General features: G+C 70.1%; 15 protein-coding genes and 2 tRNA genes. 8 read left to right on the top strand and 9 right to left on the bottom strand.

What is annotated here, in order from left to right:
• Positions 1 to 83: 83 nt before the first annotated feature.
• From ACLJQZ_RS37620 to ACLJQZ_RS37610, 3 genes are all read left to right on the top strand, one after another.
• Entirely contained in the window at positions 84 to 242 is a 159-nt protein-coding gene (locus ACLJQZ_RS37620; protein ID WP_410625134.1) for a hypothetical protein, read from the top strand.
• Positions 243 to 562: 320 nt separating this feature from the next.
• A complete protein-coding gene (locus ACLJQZ_RS37615) occupies positions 563 to 742 on the top strand; it encodes a hypothetical protein (protein ID WP_410625132.1) in 180 nt (59 codons plus the stop codon).
• 435 nt (positions 743 to 1,177) lie between these two features.
• Positions 1,178 to 5,269 (top strand): LPXTG cell wall anchor domain-containing protein, encoded by a 4,092-nt coding sequence (locus ACLJQZ_RS37610; protein WP_410625131.1) that lies wholly within the window; start codon positions 1,178 to 1,180, stop codon positions 5,267 to 5,269.
• Positions 5,270 to 5,838: 569 nt separating this feature from the next.
• Here the strand turns inward: ACLJQZ_RS37610 and ACLJQZ_RS37605 are convergent.
• From ACLJQZ_RS37605 to ACLJQZ_RS37575, 7 genes are all read right to left on the bottom strand, one after another.
• Positions 5,839 to 5,912: transfer RNA gene (locus tag ACLJQZ_RS37605), tRNA-Leu, on the bottom strand.
• Between the two features lie 510 nt (positions 5,913 to 6,422).
• Complete coding sequence (locus ACLJQZ_RS37600; RefSeq protein ID WP_410625130.1) at positions 6,423 to 7,373, bottom strand: tyrosine-type recombinase/integrase; 951 nt, start codon at positions 7,371 to 7,373, stop codon at positions 6,423 to 6,425.
• A 154-nt stretch (positions 7,374 to 7,527) separates the two neighbouring features.
• Positions 7,528 to 7,601 (bottom strand) — tRNA-Pro (locus ACLJQZ_RS37595).
• A gap of 135 nt (positions 7,602 to 7,736) precedes the next feature.
• Positions 7,737 to 8,915, bottom strand: coding sequence for an alginate lyase family protein (locus tag ACLJQZ_RS37590; protein ID WP_410625129.1), 1,179 nt, complete (start codon positions 8,913 to 8,915; stop codon positions 7,737 to 7,739).
• A 187-nt stretch (positions 8,916 to 9,102) separates the two neighbouring features.
• On the bottom strand, positions 9,103 to 11,358 hold the full coding sequence (locus tag ACLJQZ_RS37585; protein ID WP_410625128.1) for a glycosyl hydrolase family 18 protein: 2,256 nt from the start codon (positions 11,356 to 11,358) through the stop codon (positions 9,103 to 9,105).
• A 121-nt stretch (positions 11,359 to 11,479) separates the two neighbouring features.
• Positions 11,480 to 12,259: an enoyl-CoA hydratase/isomerase family protein gene (locus tag ACLJQZ_RS37580; protein ID WP_410625126.1), complete on the bottom strand. Its 780-nt coding sequence runs from the start codon at positions 12,257 to 12,259 to the stop codon at positions 11,480 to 11,482.
• A 2-nt stretch (positions 12,260 to 12,261) separates the two neighbouring features.
• Positions 12,262 to 13,173 (bottom strand): PaaX family transcriptional regulator C-terminal domain-containing protein, encoded by a 912-nt coding sequence (locus ACLJQZ_RS37575; protein ID WP_410625124.1) that lies wholly within the window; start codon positions 13,171 to 13,173, stop codon positions 12,262 to 12,264.
• Between the two features lie 148 nt (positions 13,174 to 13,321).
• On the opposite strand from ACLJQZ_RS37575, the gene ACLJQZ_RS37570 reads away from it, so the two are divergent.
• The 4 genes from ACLJQZ_RS37570 (at position 13,322) to ACLJQZ_RS37555 (ending at position 17,965) form a co-directional block, all read left to right on the top strand.
• Entirely contained in the window at positions 13,322 to 14,959 is a 1,638-nt protein-coding gene (locus tag ACLJQZ_RS37570) for an ABC-F family ATP-binding cassette domain-containing protein (RefSeq protein ID WP_410625123.1), read from the top strand.
• Complete coding sequence (locus ACLJQZ_RS37565) at positions 14,956 to 15,441, top strand: GNAT family N-acetyltransferase (protein WP_410625121.1); 486 nt, start codon at positions 14,956 to 14,958, stop codon at positions 15,439 to 15,441. The genes ACLJQZ_RS37570 and ACLJQZ_RS37565 overlap by 4 nt, the downstream gene beginning before the upstream one ends.
• A gap of 83 nt (positions 15,442 to 15,524) precedes the next feature.
• Positions 15,525 to 16,589, top strand: a complete 1,065-nt coding sequence (locus ACLJQZ_RS37560; RefSeq protein WP_410625119.1) for a hypothetical protein — start codon at positions 15,525 to 15,527, stop codon at positions 16,587 to 16,589.
• On the top strand, positions 16,586 to 17,965 hold the full coding sequence (locus ACLJQZ_RS37555) for a GNAT family N-acetyltransferase (RefSeq protein ID WP_410625117.1): 1,380 nt from the start codon (positions 16,586 to 16,588) through the stop codon (positions 17,963 to 17,965). The genes ACLJQZ_RS37560 and ACLJQZ_RS37555 overlap by 4 nt, the downstream gene beginning before the upstream one ends.
• A gap of 148 nt (positions 17,966 to 18,113) precedes the next feature.
• On the opposite strand, the gene ACLJQZ_RS37550 is transcribed toward ACLJQZ_RS37555, so the two are convergent.
• On the bottom strand, positions 18,114 to 19,058 hold the full coding sequence (locus ACLJQZ_RS37550) for a methionyl-tRNA formyltransferase (RefSeq protein WP_410625116.1): 945 nt from the start codon (positions 19,056 to 19,058) through the stop codon (positions 18,114 to 18,116).
• Positions 19,059 to 19,173: 115 nt separating this feature from the next.
• Between ACLJQZ_RS37550 and ACLJQZ_RS37545 the strand changes: the two genes are divergently transcribed.
• Entirely contained in the window at positions 19,174 to 20,493 is a 1,320-nt protein-coding gene (locus ACLJQZ_RS37545) for a lysine N(6)-hydroxylase/L-ornithine N(5)-oxygenase family protein (RefSeq protein ID WP_410625114.1), read from the top strand.
• On the opposite strand, the gene ACLJQZ_RS37540 is transcribed toward ACLJQZ_RS37545, so the two are convergent.
• Positions 20,480 to 20,965 carry a DinB family protein gene (locus ACLJQZ_RS37540; RefSeq protein WP_410625112.1) on the bottom strand — a complete coding sequence of 162 codons (486 nt, stop codon included), beginning with the start codon at positions 20,963 to 20,965 and terminating at the stop codon, positions 20,480 to 20,482. The two genes, ACLJQZ_RS37545 and ACLJQZ_RS37540, sit on opposite strands and share 14 nt — an antisense overlap.
• Positions 20,966 to 21,038: the final 73 nt, after the last annotated feature.

Raw genomic sequence — 21,038 nt, 5'->3', positions numbered from 1 at the left:
CCTGAACGGATCACGCTTGCGGATCGCATGCGTGCGGAAACCTTGAGACAATATAGGCGAGACAGAAAAAGTGAGGAGCCGGCATGAAAGACACTACGCTCGAAACGCCTGAAGCATGCGAAGAAGCCGCCATCCACGCGGTGAAGTACAACAAAACCGACGCTGCGGTGGTCTTCTCCAACTTGGCGATCGCCAAGGCGATCACCCGATTGACAGAAGTCGTCACCCAGCAAGAAAAGTGAATCGGACAGGTGCTACCTGCTACAAGGGGATCCCCGCGCTTCTCCGTCCTATACGCAACGACGATGCCCGTCTCCCCGCACTACGCGACGTGCCCGTTTCTGTTACTCAGCCGCCACGGAGGCACCGCCCCTTGCCTGTGTGGTCGGTGGCAGTGCCGTCCAGTGAGCGGATCAACAGGACCCGGGCCGCGGCTCACGGGGAACTTCGGGCAGGTGGAGGGGGCGCCGCCGGACCCTCCGTCGCCGGCGCGGGGTAGGCCATCCCGCGTCGGGCGCGCCGGCCCGGCCGGTGTCGGTCGAGGGCGGCGTGAGTAGCGCCGGTGATCCTGCTGCGGGCGGTTTGGGCGGGGTTGGCTGCCGCGCCGGCACCGGAGACGGTGCCGCTGGACGTGCTCGGCCGTTTCCAGCAGATGATGACCCGTGCGCCGGTCTGCCATTTCGCCAAGTCGAGCATGTCGGTGATCCAGGCGCCTTTGCTTGGCTCGCCGTCGAGGTCGTAGGCCGGGAACCGAAGTGTTGGGGAATCGCCAGGACGGCAGCCTGGACGTCGGCGGCGACGGTAAATCCGAGGGGAGAACCCGCATCCCGTGATATCGCGGCGGCAACCCCGACCCCGACACCGTCTCGACCGATGGCCGGTTCGCCGCGCTGACCGGCGCGGTTCCCGAGGTCAAGATGGGATTCGGGTTCACATGACCGGTGGCGTTCCCGCTCACCCGTCCGGATCACGTGCAGGCCAGGGACTCATCGCGACCGGCGACGCGGTGCTGACGGCGAACGGCAGTGACCACCGCGGCCTACGGGCGGACTTCTGGCCGTGACCGCTCACTCGACCGGCCACTATGGACTGATTGCTCACCTCTGCGGATGCCGTAACGGCCACGCTTGCGCACGATGACCGTGCAGTGACAGCTGAGTCGGGAGGTCCGCAGTCGATGAGTGGTGTGGTGTTCGGCGCTGGGAAGTCCCAGCGGGGGGTGTTCGGGCTCCTGACCATGGTGCTGGTCGCGCTGGGTGTGGTCGTGCCCGGACCGGTGGCCCGCGCTGCGGCCGAAACGCAGAGCTGCGGGTTCGCCACCGCGGGCACCGGCACCTACGCCCGGACGCTCTGCTGGTTCGACCTGTCCGGCTACAGCGCTGCGGAGGCCACGTCCGCGGCGGGCCAGCGGCTGACGTTCGCGCTGCCCGGCGGCTACCGGCTCGCAGTCACCCTCACCGTGTCCGGCGGCTCGGTCGCGCCGAACGCGCTGCCCACGTATTCGGCCGCCTACCTGGGCAACTCCGGGCACTACACCGGGGTGCCGGGCAAGCCGGCGCTGTACCAGGCCGTCAATGGCACGACGACCGTCGCCGCGCTGAGCGACATCGTCGCCACCGACGCGAGCGGCGCGGTGGTCAAGGGCTACGGCCTGGTGGGCGCGGACGTCGAGTCGACGGACGCCGGCGAGTCGATCGAATGGACCTCGTCCGCCCCGATCGAGTCGCTGACCGCGGACAGCTCCGGGCTGGGAATCGGCAACGCGTGCGGTGGCGGCTACACCGGCATCGGCACGCGGACCGTCCACTGCGCCGGCCGCGTGAACGCCAAGAAGACCGGCACCGCGATCGTCTCCTCGGAGGACCCGGCCACGTTCACCCAGCGCATGGTGGGCGGCGGCTCACAGGCGGTCGGGTTCGGCGTGCTGGTCTCGAGCCTGCAGGTGTCCAAGAAGGTGGTGCGGGGCTTCCCGGGTGACTCGTTCGCCGTCTCGGTCGCGTCGTCGGGCGGGGCCGTGCTCGGCTCGGCCGACACACGGGGCGGCACGTCGGCGACCACCGGTGAGGTCACCGTGCTGGCCGGGGCGCGTGGCGGCGAGTACACCCTGCGCGAGGCGGCCACCTCGGGCCTGGAGTCCAACTACGGCAGATCGTGGTCCTGCACCCGCAACGGCGCCGCGGACAGCAAGCTGCCCAGCGGTGACGCGGGCGGCTCGGCCCGGGTGCACGTCGACATCGGCGACTTCGTCTCCTGCACGGTCACCAACACCGCAAAGGCGGCGACCCTGCAGCTGGTGAAGCACGCCGCCGCGCCGGTGGACGTGAACGGCAACGGGATCACCGACGCGGGTGACACGATCGGGTACACCTTCACCGTCACCAACACCGGCGCGCTGGCGCTGCACGACATCGCCGTGACCGACGCCAAGGCCGGCGTGGTCACCTGTCCCCGGCCGGCGCTCGCCCCGGGTGCGTCGCAGACCTGCACCGCTCAGGTGCCCTACGCGATCACCAAGGCGGACGAGGCGGACGGCGCCGCGGTCAACACCGCGACGGCGTCCGGACGGCCACCGGGCGTGACCACCGGGGTGACGTCGAACCCGTCGTCCACCCGCACCCCCACCGAGACGCCGAAGCCCGCGCTGACGCTGAAGAAGTCCGCTTCCCCCGACGCTCCGGAGTCCCACACCGCCGGACGGCTGATCACCTACTCGTTCCTGCTCACCAACACCGGCAACGTGCCGCTGGGCGAGATCGGGGTCGACGAGACCTCGTTCTCCGGCAGCGGCGTCCTGTCCACGCCGGTCTGCCCCGTCACCACTCTCGCCCCCGGCGCCGCCACCACGTGCACCGCCACGTACGTGCTGACGCAGGACGACGCCGACTCGGGCCGGCTGGACAACACCGCCACCGCACACGGCAAGCAGCCCGGCTCCCGCGACCCGATCACCTCGAACCCCTCCAGCGTGTCCGTCCCCACGCCGGCGCACCCGGCGATCACGCTGGTCAAGAGTGCCGAGCCGACGACCGTCGGGCACGCGGGCGAGACCGTGACCTACACGTTCACGGTGACCAACACCGGTGACGTGACGCTGCGCGGGGTCGGGGTCGGGGTCGACGAGACCAGGTTCACCGGCTCCGGCGCCGCCCCTGCGATCTCCTGCCCGGACGTGGTGCTCGCGCCCCGGGCTTCCCAGACGTGCCTCGCGATCTACCGCGTCACGCAGGCGGACGTCGACGCGGGTTCCGTCGAGAACACCGCCGTCGCGCACGGCACGGCGCCTCGCGCGACCGGGCCGACCACCTCGGCGCCCTCGTCGGCGAAGGTGACTGCCGGGCGTTCCGCGGCGCTCGCTCTGGCGAAGTCGGCCGACCCGGCCACGGCCGCGGCCGCGGGCGAGCCGGTGCGCTACTCGTTCGTGGTGACCAACACCGGGAACGTGACGCTGAAGGACGTGACCGTCACCGAAGGGGAGTTCAGCGGCAGCGGGACGCTGTCGGCGCTCTCCTGCCCGGCGGGCACCGCCGTGGTGCCGGTCCTGGCGCCTGGCCAGGTCGTCACCTGCACCGCGGGCTACACCGTGACCCAGGCCGACCTCGACGCCGGCCGGATCACCAACAGCGCGACCGCGGCCGGCACCCCGCCCGGTGACCTGCCGCCGGCGACCGCCCCGCCCGCGACCGCGGTCGTCACGGCGAGCGGTGGAGCCGCGCCGACGCTGGTCAAGTCGGTCGAGCCGGCCACCGTCGACGGCGCCGGGCACACCGTCGCCTACCGGTTCGCCGTGACCAACACCGGCAATCGCACGCTCACCTCGGTGGTGGTGCGCGAAACCGCGTTCACCGGCACCGGGACCGCGCCGGCCATCGCGTGCCCGTCGGACACGCTGGCCCCCGGCCAGTCCGTCACCTGCACCGCCGCCTACACCCTCACCCAGGCCGACTCGGACGCCGGCTCGGTGAGCAACACCGCCGAGGCGACCGGCAAGCCGCCCCACGGCGACCCGGTGACCTCCGGCCCGTCGCAGGCGAAGGTGACCGTGCCGGGCAAGCCGGGGCTGACGCTGGTGAAGTCGGCGGATCCGACCGACGACGGGCACTTCCGTGCGGGGCAGAGGGTCACCTACTCGTTCGTGGTGACCAACACGGGAAACCGCACGCTCACCGCCGTGACGATGCGGGAGACGGCGTTCTCCGGCACCGGAGGGCTCTCGCCGCTGTCCTGCCCGGGCGGCGGCTCCACGGTGGCCGTCCTGGCGCCGGGCGAACAAGCGGCCTGCACGGCCACCTACGTGCTCACCCAGTCCGATGTGGACTCCGGGCACGTGACGAACACCGCCGTCGCCACCGGCACCCCGCCCGGTGAGGCCGAGCCGCCGACCTCGAACCCGTCCACGGTCGTCGTGCCGACCCCGCCGGCCGCCGCGCTGACGCTGGCCAAGACGGCCACGCCGGGAACGGTGTCCGCCGCGGGCCAGGAGGTCGCCTATACGTTCGTGGTGACTAACACGGGCAACGTCACGCTCGACCCGGTGACGGTCCGCGAGACCCAATTCACCGGCAGCGGCGAAGCGCCGGTGCCTGCCTGCCCGGGCGGCGCGCTGGCACCGGGGCAGCAGGTGACCTGCACCGCGACCTACCGCGTGACGCAGTCCGATGTGGACACCGGAGCGATCGACAACACCGCCGTGGCGTCCGGCACCCCGCCGGAAGGCAGCAAGCCGGTCGACTCGAAGCCCGCGAGCGCGACCGTGCACGCCACCGCGGCGGGCGCGCTCGCGATCACGAAGGCCGCCCACCCGGTGGACGTGAACGGCGACGGGCGCATCGGCGCCGGGGACCGCATCTCCTGGACGATCACGGTCACCAACACCGGCACGGCCACCGTCGGCGAGATCAAGGTCGACGACCCGTCCGCCGGCCCCGTGACCTGCCCGGGCGCCGTGCTCGCGCCGGGCCAGGCGATGACCTGCACCGTGGCGCCGCACACGATCACCGCTGCGGACGTGACGGCGGGCCGGGTCGACAACGTCGCCACCACCACCGGCACCGGCCCCGGCGGCAAGCCGGTTCTGGGCGGCCAGGCGACCGCCAGTGTCCCAGTGGTCCCCGTACTGCCGCCGGAACCCGGCCCCGGCCCGGGCCCGGGTGAGCCGCCGCACCGGCTACCGGACACCGGCGTGGACGTGGGCTGGCAGCTCTGCCTCGCGGGCCTGCTGCTGATCGCCGGGCTCGCGCTGTACCTGGCCGGGCGACGACGGCGCGCCTGAGGCAGCATGTCGTTCGAGGCCCGGCTGGAAGCCGTCCCGGTTCACGCCGGGCAGGCTTTCCGGCCGGGCCTCGGGTCCGGTCGGACGCTGCTCCTTGGGCGGCTACGACCGCTTGGAAGACCGGAACCAACCAGTGACACACCGGCCGTCGTCGATCAAGCGCCTGACGATGTCGGCGATGCATGTATCCCGAGGGCCGTTGTAGGTAACCCTTTCGGGGCTGAGCAGCGCGGCCGGGCGGGTGACGTCAAGCGGGGACAGGCTGGCAGGTGCGTTCTGCCCGCCCGGCACAGGCACCCTGGCTGTCGGCGGTCCGGCTGATCTCATCGCCGTCCGTCCGGGCACGGTCCCGGCCGTCGTCGCGGCCTGGAGATCGAGCGAGCTGGCTGGCGCTTCACACGGTCAACCGAGACGGTCCATGACGGGGGAGAGCATGCGACACTGACGATCACCTTGCCCGCCGACCAGCTCAGTGAGGTCGCGGGTACAGCAGAGAGGATCAGCGATCAGATGAACCCGCAAGCAACGCCAGGCCAGAGTGCCGAGGCGACTTGTGGGGTTGTGGAACGTGCCCCCGGAGAGATTCGAACTCTCACTACACGGGTTTTGAATCCGTTGCCTCTGTCAGTTGGGCTACGGGGGCGCGACGTGGCGGCTCTACGAGACCTTGGAATTTGCTGCTCAGGCACTGCGGGCGGACCTCGGGGGGAGGTGAAGGCTAAGGACGCGTATCGCGGGCGACGAGCTGGAGGGAAACGACTGCGTGGTCGAGGCTTAAGCGATGGGTATAGGTTGTCATCCCGCCAGTGATAGGTGGTCGGGCGGTCATGGCGTCGCCTCGGGCGTCGTCTAAGAACTGGTAGCCCTCGGCAGACGCTGACGTGGGCCAGCTGGCGTACGGTCGCAGTGCGGCGCTATGGTCTGTCGCATGAACACGCATCCTGCGCAGGGATGCTACGAACACGTGTTCGAGTCCCCCTGTGAACACGCGGACGCGTGTTTACAGGGCTGATGAGCTCGAGTTCTGGCCTTGGTCAGGGTTACGCACTTCGCTGGCAATTGACTTGGAACAGTCATGGCATGCTAAAGGCGGCTCGCCGTTGCTATGTTATTGAGCTGCCGCTGCTCCGTGGTTGAGCAGCGGCAGCCCTGCTTATACGCGGTTGCCCAGCTTCAGTGTCCGGTGGGTATTCTCTGCTCGCTCGGCAGCTGCGCTCGCGCCGTAGCGGCGGAGCATTTCGGGGGAGCGCCAGCCCATGATGGCCATGAGGTCGGATTCGTTTCCTTGTTCTCGCTGCCACACGTGCGACAGGGTGTGGCGGAGTCGGTGAGCGTGCATGTGTGGGATGCCGGCGGCATTGCCGCGACGGCGAATCATGATCTTGATTCCGTTCGGTTTCAATGGCTCTTGTCCGCGTTCGGCGAGGAACAGGTATGGACTGTCTGTGGCTGGGTGACGATTGCGGGTTCGGAGGTAGCGACTGATAGCTTGGCCGGTGCGTTCACCGAAAGGGATGAACCGCTGACGATCTCCCTTACCCTGGACAAGGACGCCGTCGCGCCGGAGATCGACGTCTGCGAGCTTGAGATTGGCGACTTCGGTGAGTCGGGCACCGGTGTCGAGGAAGAGGCGGATGATCGCCATGTCGCGACGGTCGCGGTAGCTCTTTCCGCGGCACGTATCAAGCAGGCGGGTCAGCTCGTCGTCGGACACCACCGGTACGAGCTTGTTGGGTGTGTCAGGCTGGCTGAGTTTTTCCATGGGGTGGCGGTCGATCTCCTCGCACTCGAGGAGGTAGTTGAAGAACTGCTGGACCCCTTTGTACTTGTTGAGGGCCGTGGAGGCGGAGCGACTGTCGATCATCCAGGCGATGAACCACTCGATGTGCTTGCGTCCGACGTCGGCCGGGTCTTCTGCGGCATCGCTGTCGTCGTCGGCGGACATGTCCATCTTCGCGAGGAACGTCGGCAGCTCCGAGCCGCCTAAGAAGTCGGCGAGTTGCGTGACTGCGAGTTCGTAGTTGTAGCGGGTTGTGTGCGGACGGTTCGCAGCACGCAGGCTGCGGTCCCACTCTTCGACGTAGGAACGCCAGGTGTCATCCACGGGTCGTGGTAGACCCTGTTTGGTCAAATTTGTCGGCATGGGGAGAGCCTCCAGTCAAGGTGTCACCGAGCGCTGTGCTAGACCGGATCGACACCCATGACCACAGCAAAAAGCGGGCTCCCGCAGCTGTGAGCTGCGGAAACCCGCTGTCCGGTCGGGCTGACAGGATTCGAACCTGCGACCCCTTGACCCCCAGTCAAGTGCGCTACCAAACTGCGCCACAGCCCGGACCCGCACTTCCCAGTGCGTGTGAGTACTCTAGCGCGCCCTCGAAACGGCTCTGTAACCAGGGTGCCTTGCCCGCCTGACCTGCGGAAACCCGGGGAAACCCAGGAAAACGGGCCGGGCGGGCAAGGCGCACGCTCACGCTGGGTTGTTCGCGTGGGTCAGCGTCTGCCACGCCACGAACAGCGCGTTGGTGCCCGCCGGGCGCTTGCTCTCCGTCAGCGTCTGCGTGTTGGCCATCGCGATGCCCAGACGGCCGTGGAGTGCGTTGAAGCCCACCTCGGTCACCGGGCCCAGGCCTCGGTTGACGCTGCCTCCGCAGAGCCACGACGGGACCGCCGTGCCCAGTTCGTACTTCGACTGGAAGCCCAGTGCCTGGCGCAGCCGCTCGCCGACGTCTGTTCCGTAGACGTCTTGGCCCTGGATGCGCAAGGTCTCCGCCACGTCCGCGATCGCCGCTATGCCGTAGCCCGTGTGGACGAAGTCGCGGCAGGTCTCCTGGGTGAGGCCGTCCACGAACGTGCCCTGGCCCTGCCAATAGCCCACTATCTGGTCGCGTGTGGACAGGCCGCTGCCGGGGACCGTCTTCGGCAGGGAGCCGTCCGAAGTGAGGTAGACGTACGCCGCGACGCGGTTGCGGTAGCGGGTTACCGCCTTGTCGTAGTTCGTCTTGTCCTCCAGGAAGACCGAGATCCCTACCGCGGCCTCCATCATGGACAGTTCCCAGTTGCCGTTGCTGTTGCTGCCGTTGATGATTTTGTTCAGGTAGACGTTGCGCAGCATCGTGCCGAAGCGGGCCGAGTTCGGCCAGCTCGTGTACGTGTACTTGATGATCTCCGCCGCGCGGGGCCAGGACGAGCCCGCCCAGCCCGTCTGCAGGGGCGCGTTGCTGTTGGTGTGGTTGGTGATCGTCGCCGACCACGCGTCCATCAGGGCGATCGACTTCTGCGCGTAGCGGGCGTCGCCGGAGATGTACCAGATCAGCGCGTCCGTGTACGCCGCGATCGCGTCTTCCCGCTCATCGGTGCAGCCGAGGTTCGGGTCCGAGTACGGGCCGCATTCGACGACCGAACGCGGTTTCGGCGTGCGCGAAAGCGATGCGTACGCACTCGCTTTGGCTTGGTCGTAAGCGGCTTTCCACGGCTGGGCACCGGCGTTCACCTGCGCCTTCACGAAGTCCAGCTGCGGACGGCTGACCAGTACGCCCGGGTGGGTGAACGTGGCCGGCGCCGCGGGCGCCGGGGTGGCGATCAGGCCCAGTGCGAGCGGGACGGCGGCGGCGAGCGTGACGACTTTCCTCCAGCGGGATGCGGACATGGCTCTCCTCGGGACGACGTTGTGAGGTGGATCACCAGCGCGCTGTCCCGACAGTTTTATGGTCCAGACCACCGTCAGTCAAGGAGGAAAGGCGCCTTTCTTCGTGTCGTGAAGGAAAGAAAGAGCGAAATGTTCAGCCCGCTGAACGGAAGGCGATTTCCGTTCAGCGGGCTGAATAGCCGTTCCGTTAACCGAGACCCGCGCTGACCGCGTTCATCAACGCCCCGGTGTCACCCGACATCTCCCACGCCATCACGCCGAGCAGGCCGCGGGACTTGAGCCAGGTGGTCTTCAGCCCGATCGACCACGCGTCGTCGAACGTCCACCACTGGCCGCCGTTGCCCGTGTAGCAGGACGTCGCGACGGCCGCTGTGTCGTGGTAGACCGTGCACCCGGGGACACTCGCGAGGAGGTTCGAATACCCGCGCGTGCCGGCCTCCTCGGGGAACTGCCCCGGCGCGGCGCCGGTCGCCGACTGCCACTCGCCGTTCTTGCCGCCCGCGGCGACGCCCTGCCAGCCGCGGCCGTAGAAGGCCAGGCCGAGCGTCAGCCGCCGTGGATCGACGCCCGCGTTCGTGTACGCGTTGATCGCCGCCTCGGCGCTGAAGTGGAAGTTGTACGGGTCGTCCGCGTCGGCGTACAGGTTGCCCTGGTGGCCGGTGCGGTTCGGTTCCCACGAGTTGTCGCTGCCCGACCCGTGGAAGTCGTACCCCTGCACGTTCGCGACGTCGAGGTAGCTGAAGATCTTCGACAGATCCCACCCGGCCGCGACCTTGGCCGGGTCCGCCGGGGTGAAGGCCTGCAGCTGGTACCGCTTGCCGGTCGTCGCGCCGTACGCGTCGAGCTGCGTGCGGAACTCGGCCATCAGCGCGGTCAGGTTGTTCTTGTCGTTCGGGCTCCAGTGGTTGCCGGGGTGACCGTCGGCGCTGGCGGGCCACTCCCAGTCGATGTCGATGCCGTCGAAGAGCCCGGCCGCGGTGCCCGGGCCGCCGGCACCCCCGTAGGACGCCAGGTTGCCCTTGATCCAGGTGTCGACGCACGACGAGACGAACTTCTTGCGCGACGCGTCGGTGGCCGCGACGTCGGAGAAGTACTTCGAGTACGTCCAGCCGCCCAGGGAGACCAGCACCTTCAGGTTCGGGTGCTTCGCCTTGAGCTTCTTGAGCTGGTTGAAGTTGCCGCGCAACGCTTCCCAGCCGGTGTCGGCCACGCCGTCGACCGACTGGGCCGCCGCGAACGGCCGCGAGTAGTCGGCCTCGGCGTCGCCGGCGCCGTCACCCTGGCTCGGGTCCTGCGGGTTCGCCGTGGTGCCCTTCGTGACGCCGGAGAGGCAGGTCAGGTTCACCGGGTCGATGTTCTCGAACGCGTACAGCAGGTGTGTCAGCTTCGCGGCCGCGCCGGTCGTCTCGAGGTTCTTGACGAAGTACTGGCGCCCGTAGATGCCCCACTGCACGAAGTAGCCGACCTTCGCGTAGCCCGAGACGATGTCGCCGGTCTTCGCGGTGACGGCGGCACTCGGCGCCGACACGTTGTCGTAGCCGTCCCGGGCGCGCACCGTGAACGTGTACGAAGTGGACGGTGACAGGCCGGTGACGACGGCGGCGGTCGTGGTGACCGTCGTGGCCAGGGTGCTCCCGCGGTAGACGTCGTAGCTGACGACGCCGGTGTTGTCGGTGGACGCGGTCCAGGTGAGCGACACCGAAGCCGCGTCGGCCGACGTCGACCGCAGACCGCTGGGCACCGTCGGCGCCTGCGTGTCGTTGGCCGGGTTGTTGGTGGTGACGGCCAGCGCCGCACTCGCCGGTGACGCCGTGCCCTTGGAGTCCTTGGCCTTCACGGTGAACGAGTACGCCGTGTTCGGCGTCAGCCCGCTGATCGTGGCGCTGGTGCCGGTGACGGACGCGGCGAGCGTCCCGTCCCGGTAGACGTCGTAGCCGGTGACCGGCAGCGAGCCGGCCGTCGACGCGTTCCAGGCCAGCGCGGCCGTGGTCGTCGTCTTCGCGACCAGCCGCAAGTTCGCGGGCGCGCCGGGTGGCGTGTCCGGTGAACCGTCGCAGTTGGCGTTGTCGACGCGGCACTGCGCCGGCGTCGCGGCCGCGCTGAGCCGGAACGTCGGGTTGTACGGGTAGGTGGTGCGGCCCGGCGCCAGCGTCGCGATGTAGTACGCCGGGGTCAGCGTGACCTGGGTGCCGTTCTGGGTCACCGTGGCGTTGTCGCCGGTGCTGGCGGTGACGCCGGCGGGCAGCGTGAAGGTGATCGCCCAGTTGCTGACCGAGGCGGTTCCGGCGTTGGCGACGGTGTAGGTACCGGTCGTGCCGCTCAGGGCGAGTGCGGCGGTCAGCGAACCGGCCGCGGCGGCGGGCGGGGCCAGCGCCGCGACGCCGCCTGCTGCTATCAGCAGTGCGGCGAGCGCGGAGCGTAGTCGTGCGGGTGTGCGTCTCATGGCGGTTCTCCAAGCGACACGAAGCAGACGAATGTGGTGGTCTAGACCAAATTCGAATGTAGCCCGGAGCGGGACGATCCGCGCACGCCCGAACGGCGGAAACCGTTGTCCGAACGGACTGTTAACGTCCGGAGAACGTCGTCTTGCCCGGGCCGTCCGCGAGGAACGACTTCACGGCGCCCCGGAGGTCCTCGGTCTCGAACAGCGCCGCCGCGATCGTCGTGATGTGCGCGTTGGCCTCCGGGACGCCGCCCGCGGCGAAGTGGTCCAGCACGCGCTTGGTCGCCGCGTGGGCGCGGGTCGGGCCGTCGGCCAGCCGCTGGGCGAACGCCCGGGCCGCGGCGTCGAAGCCCTCGTCCGGCAGGACGCGGTTGACGACGTTCCAGCGCTCCATCGTCGCCGCGTCGTAGGTGTCGCCGGTCATCACGAACTCCTTGGCGCGCCCGACGCCCGCCCGCGCGGCGAGCCGCTGGGTGCCGCCCATGGTCGGCGTCAGCCCGACGACCTTCTCGACCAGCCCGAACTTCGCGCGCGAGGACGCCAGGATGAGGTCGCAGGCCACCGCGATCTCGAACGCCCAGGTCAGGCACAGGCCGTGGGCGGCGAACACGGTGGGGAACGGCAGCGCGGCGATCCGGTCCGGCACCGCGAGCATCTCGTCGAACAGCACCTTCGCCTCGGCGGGCGAGCCCTGGGCGTCGAACAGCGAGACGTCCACGCCGCCGCTGACGATCTTGCCCTCGGCGCGGATCAGCAGCGCCCGGGCGGGGGTGTCTTCCAGCGAACCGATGGCGGCGGCGAGGTCGGCCTGCAGGGAAGCCGTGTACAGGTTCAACGGCGGCGCGTCGATGGTCAGGACGGCGAGCCCGCCGTCACGGTCGAGGCGGACCTGGTCAGTCATGCTCACCCTGCTTCTTCGGCTTCGACGATGTCGTCCCAATACTGCTGGGCGTCGGGGCGCCAGTCGACGTGTTTGTGATGGAACAGCTCCCCGGCTTTCGTCCCGCTCCACTTCGCCGGCAGGAGCTCGGCGGGCAGCTGCGGGTCGAGGAACGGGAACCGCCGCCACTCGTGCACGAGCTCGGTCTGCGCCCGCAGCACCGCGCGGCCGCCGGTCGGGTTCAGGCCGGTGAAGCGGTCGATGAAGTCCTCGTAGCGGTCCTTCAGCTCGGTGAGGTCCCAGGAGCGGGCGACCATCGTCTCCTGCTCGCCGACCTCGCCGTAGGTCGACGTGAACGACATGGCCTGCGCTTCGAGACCCAGGTCGGTGACGATCTGCTGGGCCTCGCGCTGGCGGCTCAGGTCCGGGCTGACCCAGACGCCGGCGACCGGCGAGCCGAAGCCCGCCCAGGTCAGGCGCGTGCGCAGCCGGTGGCGCAGGTCGCGCTTGGCCTCCGGCACGGACACGATCAGCATCAGCCACTGCCCGTTCCACGGGCGGGCCTCGCGGCCGAACGCGTAGATCCGGTCGGCGCCCTCGGTCAGCAGCCGGCGCCCCGGCGGCGTCAGCGACCACCGCACCCGGCGGCCGACGCGCTCGGAGACCACCCAGCCCTCGGCGGCGGAGCGGGCCAGCGCCTGCCGCGCCGACTTCTCCTCGATGTCGAGGATCCCGAGGACCTCGACCAGCATCGACGTCCAGACCGGCTTGTCGCGGGGGAGCGCGTACTCGCCGAGCACGGTCATCAGGAGCGAACGCGCGCTCGCGTGGCTCACCTCGCGACGGCGGCTGACCGTCGGCCGTGGCGCCGACGCGCGGCCTTCCCTCGCCTTCGGCCTTCGGCCGAGGGTGACCGGGGAAGCGGGCTCGCCCATTCTGTGTTCACCGACCTCACTGCTGCGGGGTATCGACAACCGAACAGGTTACCCACACTGAGTGATCAAAGCGCCACCGGACACACACAGGCGGTGTCATTGACCTTGATCTGACAGTTCACCACGTGCCCGTAGACTCGGCTACCTCATGAGCGCAACTCTCGTCGCGAAGGACCTGGCCGCGGGCCACGGCGATCGCCTCCTCTTCTCCGGTCTGGACCTGGTCGTCGCGCCCGGCGACGTCGTCGGCCTGGTCGGCGTCAACGGCGCCGGCAAGTCGACGCTGCTGCGGACCCTGGCCGGCCTGGCCCGCCCGGACGACGGTGAGGTGCGGCTGAACCCGCCGACCGCTACCGTCGGGCACCTGCCGCAGGAGCCCGAACGCCGCGAAGGCGAGTCGGTGCGGGCGTTCCTGGCGCGCCGCACCGGCGTCTCGGCGGCGCAGGCGGACCTCGACCGGGCCACCGAGGCGCTCACCGCGGGCGAGGACGGCTCGGACGACCAGTACGCGACCGCGCTCGACCGGTGGCTCGCCCTCGGCGGCGCCGACCTCGACGACCGTGCCGCGGAGGTGGCCGCCGACCTTGGGCTGGCCATCGACCTGGACCAGCTGATGACGTCGCTCTCGGGTGGCCAGGCCGCGCGCGCCGGGCTGGCGTCGCTGCTGCTGAGCCGCTACGACGTCTTCCTGCTCGACGAGCCGACCAACGACCTCGACTTGGACGGCCTCGCCCGGCTGGAGCGGTTCGTCACCGGCCTGCGCTCGGCCACGGTGCTGGTCAGCCACGACCGCGAGTTCCTGGCCCGCACGGTCGACCGCGTCGTCGAGCTGGATCTGGCGCAGCAGCAGGTCAACACCTACGGCGGCGGGTACGACGCCTACCTGGAGGAGCGCGAGGTCGCGCGGCGGCACGCCCGCGAGGACTACGACGAGTTCGCCGGCACGAAGGCCGCGCTCGAGGCCCGCGGGCGGATGCAGCGGGGCTGGATGGAGAAGGGCGTCAAGAACGCCCGCCGGAAGGCACCCGACAACGACAAGATCGGCCGCAAGTTCCGCAGCGAGGCCACGGAGAAGCAGGCGTCGAAGGCGCGGCAGACCGAGCGGATGATCGAGCGCCTGGACGTCGTCGAGGAGCCCCGCAAGGAGTGGGAGCTGCGGATGGAGATCGCCGCGGCCCCGCGGGCGGGCGCGGTGGTCGCGACCCTGCGCGGCGCGGTCGTGCGCCGCGGCGGGTTCACGCTCGGGCCGGTCGACCTGCAGGTGGACTGGGCGGATAAGGTCGCCATCACCGGCGCGAACGGCGCCGGGAAGTCGACGCTGCTGGCGCTGATGCTCGGCCGGCTGTCCCCGGACGAAGGCGATGCGGCGCTCGGCTCGGGTGTCGTGGTCGGCGAGGTCGACCAGGCGCGCAAGCTGTTCCTCGGCGACGGCCCGCTCGCGGACGCCTTCGCGCGTGAAGTGCCGGAGCTGCCTGACGCCGACGTCCGGACGTTGCTGGCGAAGTTCGGGCTCAAGGCCGCGCACGTGCTGCGGTCCGCCGCGACGCTGTCGCCGGGGGAGCGCACCCGCGCGGCGCTGGCGCTGCTGCAGGCGCGCGGCGTCAACCTGCTGGTGCTCGACGAGCCGACCAACCACCTGGATCTGCCCGCCATCGAGCAGCTCGAGGCGGCGCTGGACCGGTACCCGGGCACGCTGCTGCTGGTGACGCACGACCGCCGGATGCTCGACGCCGTGCACGTCACCCGCCGCTTCGAGGTGACCGGCGGCAAGGTCCGCGAGCTGTGAACCTGCGCGAGGCGACTCGCGACGACGCCGGCTTCCTGGCCGACATGCTCGTGGCGGCGGTCAACTGGTCGCCGGAGTGGAAGAAGAAGAGCCGGCGGCGGGTGCTGCGGGCGCCGGACACCGCGCACTACGTCGCCGGGTGGCCGCGGCCGGACGACCTCGGCGTGGTCGCCGAGGCGGATGGCGAACGCGTCGGCGCGGCGTGGCTGCGTTTCTTCACCGCCGACGACCCGGGGTACGGGTTCGTCGCCGATGACGTCCCGGAGTTGACGATCGGCGTGGTGGCCGCCTGGCGCGGCCGGGGTGTCGGCCGTGCGCTCCTGCGGGCCGTCGAAAACCGGGCCGTCGAAGCGGGAATCGGACGGATCGGGCTCAGCGTCGAACGGAAGAACTTCGCGCAGCGGCTGTATCTCGCGGAAGGGTACGAGATCGTGGGCGCGGGTTCCGCGGACTCCGACACCATGGTCAAGATCCTCACCTGATCCAGTACGGACAGCCGATGTAACGGTGCCCAGTACGACGCCGACCTACCACCCGTTCGGCGAGCGAGCGGATGGGCGGAGACATGGCGGTCAATCGGGGCGGCGTTTCGGACACCGAGTCCCTGTGGCATATATCGGGCAAGCTCGGCCCCCTTTCGATCGGCGTGGGGATCCCTTACCGGCCAGGGCTGATCGCCGACATCATCCGGGCCGAGATCGCGGACCCGCTGACCTTGCTGCTGCAGAAGGTGCTCCACACGACCGACTTCGTCGGCGGTACTCCGTCGTCGGTGCCTCGCCGGGACCGGATGCCCAAAGTGCTGGACGTCGACCAGCTCCGGGCCCGGCTCGGTCCGTCGTCCCGGCCGCCGCGGCACCCGGAACCAGTGCGCGTCACCGGCGTGTTCTCGCCCGCCGTGCTGCTCAACGCCGGCTGGTGGGAACGCGCCGGCGGCGGCTCGGACCCGGTGGGCCGCAACGGCATCCAGCAGTGGACCTACGCGGGGTTCGAGGAGTGGGCGCCGTCGTGGGACTTCACGAGCGAGGACGGGCCGGACCGGTCCCGGTTCTTCCTGGGCCAGCTCGGCCGGGGCGACGAGGCGAACTCGATCCTCGTGGCCGCGGTCGGCGAGAAGGGCCGGGCCATCCGCAGCGGGATCATGCCGATGTTCCGGGAACGCGGGGTTGGCGCGCTCAAGGCCGAGGTCACCGCGCTGCTCTGCCACCGGTCCCACCTGATGACGCGCAACCCGGCGCTGGGCGCCGCGGCCGAGCGGTGGCAGGGCGAGTTCGACTACTGCCTGTTGTTGGATTCCGAGCAGCACCGGCTCGACCCGCTGCGCGAGATCCCGGACTACTACTCCGCCTACGTCTGGCAGTGCTGGTGGGCCACCGAGAACGCCCCGGAGGACCAGCCGCCACGGCTGGGCGACTGCTACCTGCTGTGGGAGCACACGGACCTGACCAACCTCGACGCGATCCAGTACAACCTCGACAGCCTGGCGCACAAGGCCGCGTACGTCGGCGAGCGCCACGGCAAGCTCGAACTGCTGCAGAAGTCCGGTTTCCTCGTGCCCGGGGAACCGGCGCTCGGCTCGCGGGACTTCCAGCGGCTGCTCGGCGCGATCAGCGGAGACAGCCGACCGTGATCACCTTCCGCGAGCTCACCGGCGCCGCGGACGACCTGTCCGTGCTGGCCGGGTTCCACGGGACTCTTTACGTCAGCCTGTTCCCCGATCCGGACGAACGCGAGTCGCTGGAGAACATGGCCGGCTACCTGCGGCTGAAGGGACACGGCTGGTACGGCGAGAACAACTACCACATCGTCCTCGCCTTCGACGGCGAACTGCTGGCCGGCGCCGTGATCGCGGACTACCTGGCCGAACCCGCCGCGGGGGTGATCGAGTACCTGCTCGTTTCGCCCGACGTGCGCGGTCGCGGCGTCGGCCGGGCCCTGATGAACCACATCGAAGCGGTGCTGGCCGCCGACGCCGCCGGCGGCGGGCGCGAACTCGCCGGCGTGGTGGCCGAAATGAACGATCCCCGGGCGGTGTCGGCACTCGCCGACAACCTCGACCCGGTCGCGCGGGCCCTGATCTGGCACCGGTACGGCTACGCCGGCCTCGACTTCCCTTACCGGCAACCCGCGCTGTCGCCTGGACAAGCTCCGGTGACCGGGCTGATCCTGATCGGCAAACCGCTGTCGGCGGCCTGGCGGGATCGCGTCCCGGCCGCCGCGATCACCCTCGTCGTCCGGGAGTACCTGCGGCTGGCCATGCGGATCGACCGTCCCGAGGACTCGCCCGAGTACCGGCGCATGGCCGCGCACCTGAGCGCACGGGACGACGTCGGCCGGCTGCCCCTGGACCGCTACACCGGTCGCGAGGCCGCCCGGCCGCTCGACGTCCACGCGGTGACCGGCCCGGACGACCCGGACTTCGCCCGCACCCTGGAGGTCTACCGGGGCGCGTTCCCGCCCGGACCCACCGCCGTCGGCGAGGACGAGTTCCGGCACGCGGTCACCGAGCCGGATTACCACCTGTGGGCGTTGCGCGCGGAGCCGACCGACCCGGAGCCGTCGGGGATGGCGTCGTTCCACACGCTGACCGCGGTCGCGCTGCTGGGCTACGTCACGTTCGCGGCCCCCCTCCGCGGTTCGGGCCGGTTCCCGGCGCTCGTCGCCCGGCTCGAGCAGCGGCTGCTCGCCGACCGGCCCGAGATCCGCGGCTGGTACGCCGAAATCGGTCCCGGCACCGACTGCGCCCCGTTCCTCCGCGTCGGCTGCCGCGAACTGGCCGTCGACTACCGGCAGCCCGCCCTCGGCCCGGGCGAGGACGTGCCGTGCCGCCTGTTCTTCAAGCCCCCCGGCCGGATCTACGGCCCGCCGGAGTTGTCCGGGCCCGACCTGCTGACCGACCTCGCCGAGGTGCTGGCGGCCGTGTACGGCGTGGCCGCGCCGCGGGAACACCCCACCTACCGCCGGATCGCCGGGAGCCTGACCGACGGCGTTGTGCCGCTGCGCTAGCCCGTTGTTGCGCCGCCGGTTCCTCGGTCTGCCGCGGCCCTCGTGAGTGTTTAGGGCGGTTCTAACCGCCCTAAACACTCACGACCAGCCGCGGCAGACCGCTCACCGGCGCCTCGCCACGAATTCGCCAACAGCACCACTCGGCGTCTCAGGGCCGGTCGGTCAGGTATCCGCCCATGGTCGTGAAGTACTCGCCCGCCGGGAGTTCCGTGCCGTCCGCCCTGCGGACTCGTTCCACCAGCAGGCCGGGGGACTGGCCGCGGCGGGCTCCCGGGCCGGCCACGATCACCACGCCGTCGGCCTCCTTGATGAAGATGCGGCCCGGCGTGCCGCCGTAGTGGCCCCGCGAGACCGACGCCTTGGTGATGCGCAGCTCCTGGCCGCGGTGGTAGGCGAACGCGTTCGGGTACGGGTCGGACTGGGCGCGCACCAGGCGTTCGATGTCCTCGACCGGCCACGTCCAGTCGATGAGGCTGTCGCGCGCGGCGCGCTTGTGGAAGAAGCTCGCCTTCGACCGGTCCTGCGGCACCGGCGTGTAGCCGGTCTCGATGAGCCGGATCGCCTCGGCCGTGATCGGCGCGATGAGGTCCACCGTGCGGTGGAACAGGTCCGTCGTCGTGTCGGCCGGGCCGACCGGGATCGCGCGCTGCAGGACGATGTCGCCCGCGTCCAGCTCGCCGTCCATCATGTGGGCGGTGACGCCGACCTCGGGCTCGCCGTTGACCAGCGCCCAGATCAGCGGGGAGAACCCGGCGTAGGACGGCAGCAGCGAGTCGTGGATGTTGAGGGTGCCGTGGCGCGGCAGGCCGAAGATCTCCGGCGGCAGCCACGTGCGCCAGTTGTTCGCCACGATCAGGTCGAGCTCGGCCGTCTTCAGCTCGGCCAGCAGCTCGTCGTCGTCCGGGCGGTTGCGCAGCAGGACGCGGATGCCGTTCGCCTCGGCGAGGTCGGCGACGGAGTCGGCCCAGATCCGCTCGTACGCGTGGTCGCTCTTCGGGTGGGTGACCACCAGCGCGACCTCGTGGCCCGCGTCGATGAGCGCTTGGAGGGTCCGGTGCCCCCAGGTCTGGTAGCCGAACATCGCCACGCGCATTCGAGAATGCCTTTCCGTAGTCGGGGGACGAACATCACCACGAACGTACTAGGCGAGGCTCGCCTAAGTTAGGTTAGGGTTCCCTGAACTTTACCGGAGCGTGCGAGGGAGCGACATGACTGCAGAGGCCGGCGAACAGGTCCCGATCTACGACGTCGTCGGGGTGGGTTTCGGACCTTCGAACCTGGCCCTCGCGATCGCGCTGGCCGAGCACAACGCCGGCTCGGAGGAGCCGGTGACCGCGCACTTCCTGGAGCGGCAACCCCGCTTCGGCTGGCACCGCGGGATGCTGATCGACACCGCGACGATGCAGGTCTCGTTCCTCAAGGACCTGGTCACCATGCGGAACCCGAGCAGCGAGTTCAGCTTCCTCAACTACCTGCACGCCGCCGGGCGGCTGGTGGACTTCATCAACCACAAGAACCTGTTCCCGCTGCGGGTCGAGTTCCACGACTACTTCGAGTGGGCGGCCGCGAAGGTCGACGACGTCGTCTCGTACGGCACCGAAGTCGTGTCCGTGAAGCCGGTCTACGACGGTGAAGAGGTCGAGTTCTTCGACGTCGAGATCTCCGACGGCACCTCGCTGCGGGCCCGGAACCTGGTCATGGGCACCGGGTTGCGGGCGCAGCTGCCCGAAGACGTCACCGCGGGCGAGCGGATCTGGCACAACAGCGAGCTGCTCTTCCGCGTCGAACGCCTGCGCGGCACCGAGCCGAAGCGGTTCGTCGTGGTCGGCGCCGGGCAGAGCGCCGCGGAAGTGGCGGCCCTGCTGCACGACGAGTTCCCGCACACCGAGATCTGCGCGGTGTTCGCGCGCTACGGCTACAGCCCGGCCGACGACAGCTCGTTCGCCAACCGGATCTTCGACCCGGAGGCCGTCGACCAGTTCTACGGCGCGGGTGAGCCGGTCAAGGACCGCCTGATGCGCTACCACGGCGCGACGAACTACTCCGCCGTCGACGTCGAGCTGATCGACGAGCTCTACCGCCGCGTCTACCGCGAGAAGGTGCTGGGTGTGGAGCGGCTGCGGCTGTTCAACGTCTCCCGCCCGGTCGAGGTGACCGACACCGGCGCGGCCGTCTCGGCGACGGTCGAGTCGCTCACGACGGGCGAGCGTACGGTGCTGACGGCCGACGCCGTCGTCTACGCGACCGGCTACCGCCCCGCCGACCCGACGCCGCTGCTCGGCGAGCTGGGTCCGCAGTGCGCGCGTGACGACGAGGGCCGGCTGCGCGTCGAGCGCGACTACCGGATCACGATGGAACCCGCCCTGCGCGGCGGCATCTACCTGCAGGGCGGGACCGAGCACACGCACGGCATCACGTCGTCGCTGCTGTCCAACATCGCGGTGCGGGTGGGCGAGATCCTGCAGTCCATTGTGGACCGCCGGGTGGTCGCGGCGCCGGAGGGGGAGTACGCGGTCAGCGCGCGGTGAGCTGCTCCCGGAGGATGTCGCTGTGCCCGGCGTGGCGGGCGAAGTCCTCGATCAGCAGCAGGTAGACGAACCGGAGGTTGACCTCGCCGAGGACGTCGTGGGTCCAGGTGTCGTCGAGGTCGAAGCGGGCCGCGATCTCGCGTGAGCGTGCGCTGGCCCGCTCGAACTCGGCGATCACGTCGTCGAGGGTTTCGCTGTCGGCGACGACGAAACTGGCGTCGCCAGGGGTCGTGGGCCCGTCGCAGTCGGCCTCGTCGAGGCCCAGCAGCAGGAGCTGGAACCAGCGGCGTTCGGCCATCGCGGCGTGCTTGACGAGGCCGATCGGCGTGGTCGACGACGCGACGAGCCGCGTCCGGACGTCGGTGTCGGACAGGCCGCGCGCGGTGTCGGCGACCGCGCGGCGGTTGCGGTCCATCGTCGCCTCCAGCAGGAGACGCTCGGGACCGGTGGTGATTTCGGGCAGCACGAACACAAGGCAGCCTTCCGGGTGAGAGGGAGTGCGGCCAGACGTTCCCCGGGGACCGAGTCCAGAGCCGGGGAAGGGG

This window comes from Amycolatopsis sp. cmx-8-4 (assembly GCF_046548675.1).
GTDB lineage: Bacteria > Actinomycetota > Actinomycetes > Mycobacteriales > Pseudonocardiaceae > Amycolatopsis.
This window is presented reverse-complemented; position numbering and strand designations above follow the sequence as displayed.

Coding starts and splice junctions, on each gene's coding strand:
- ACLJQZ_RS37620 (WP_410625134.1), top strand. CDS start 84: ATGAAAGACACTACGCTCGAAACGCCTGAAGCATGCGAAGAAGCCGCC.
- ACLJQZ_RS37610 (WP_410625131.1), top strand. CDS start 1,178: ATGAGTGGTGTGGTGTTCGGCGCTGGGAAGTCCCAGCGGGGGGTGTTC.
- ACLJQZ_RS37590 (WP_410625129.1), bottom strand. CDS start 8,915: ATGTCCGCATCCCGCTGGAGGAAAGTCGTCACGCTCGCCGCCGCCGTC.
- ACLJQZ_RS37585 (WP_410625128.1), bottom strand. CDS start 11,358: ATGAGACGCACACCCGCACGACTACGCTCCGCGCTCGCCGCACTGCTG.
- ACLJQZ_RS37580 (WP_410625126.1), bottom strand. CDS start 12,259: ATGACTGACCAGGTCCGCCTCGACCGTGACGGCGGGCTCGCCGTCCTG.
- ACLJQZ_RS37575 (WP_410625124.1), bottom strand. CDS start 13,173: ATGGGCGAGCCCGCTTCCCCGGTCACCCTCGGCCGAAGGCCGAAGGCG.
- ACLJQZ_RS37570 (WP_410625123.1), top strand. CDS start 13,322: ATGAGCGCAACTCTCGTCGCGAAGGACCTGGCCGCGGGCCACGGCGAT.
- ACLJQZ_RS37560 (WP_410625119.1), top strand. CDS start 15,525: ATGGCGGTCAATCGGGGCGGCGTTTCGGACACCGAGTCCCTGTGGCAT.
- ACLJQZ_RS37550 (WP_410625116.1), bottom strand. CDS start 19,058: ATGCGCGTGGCGATGTTCGGCTACCAGACCTGGGGGCACCGGACCCTC.
- ACLJQZ_RS37545 (WP_410625114.1), top strand. CDS start 19,174: ATGACTGCAGAGGCCGGCGAACAGGTCCCGATCTACGACGTCGTCGGG.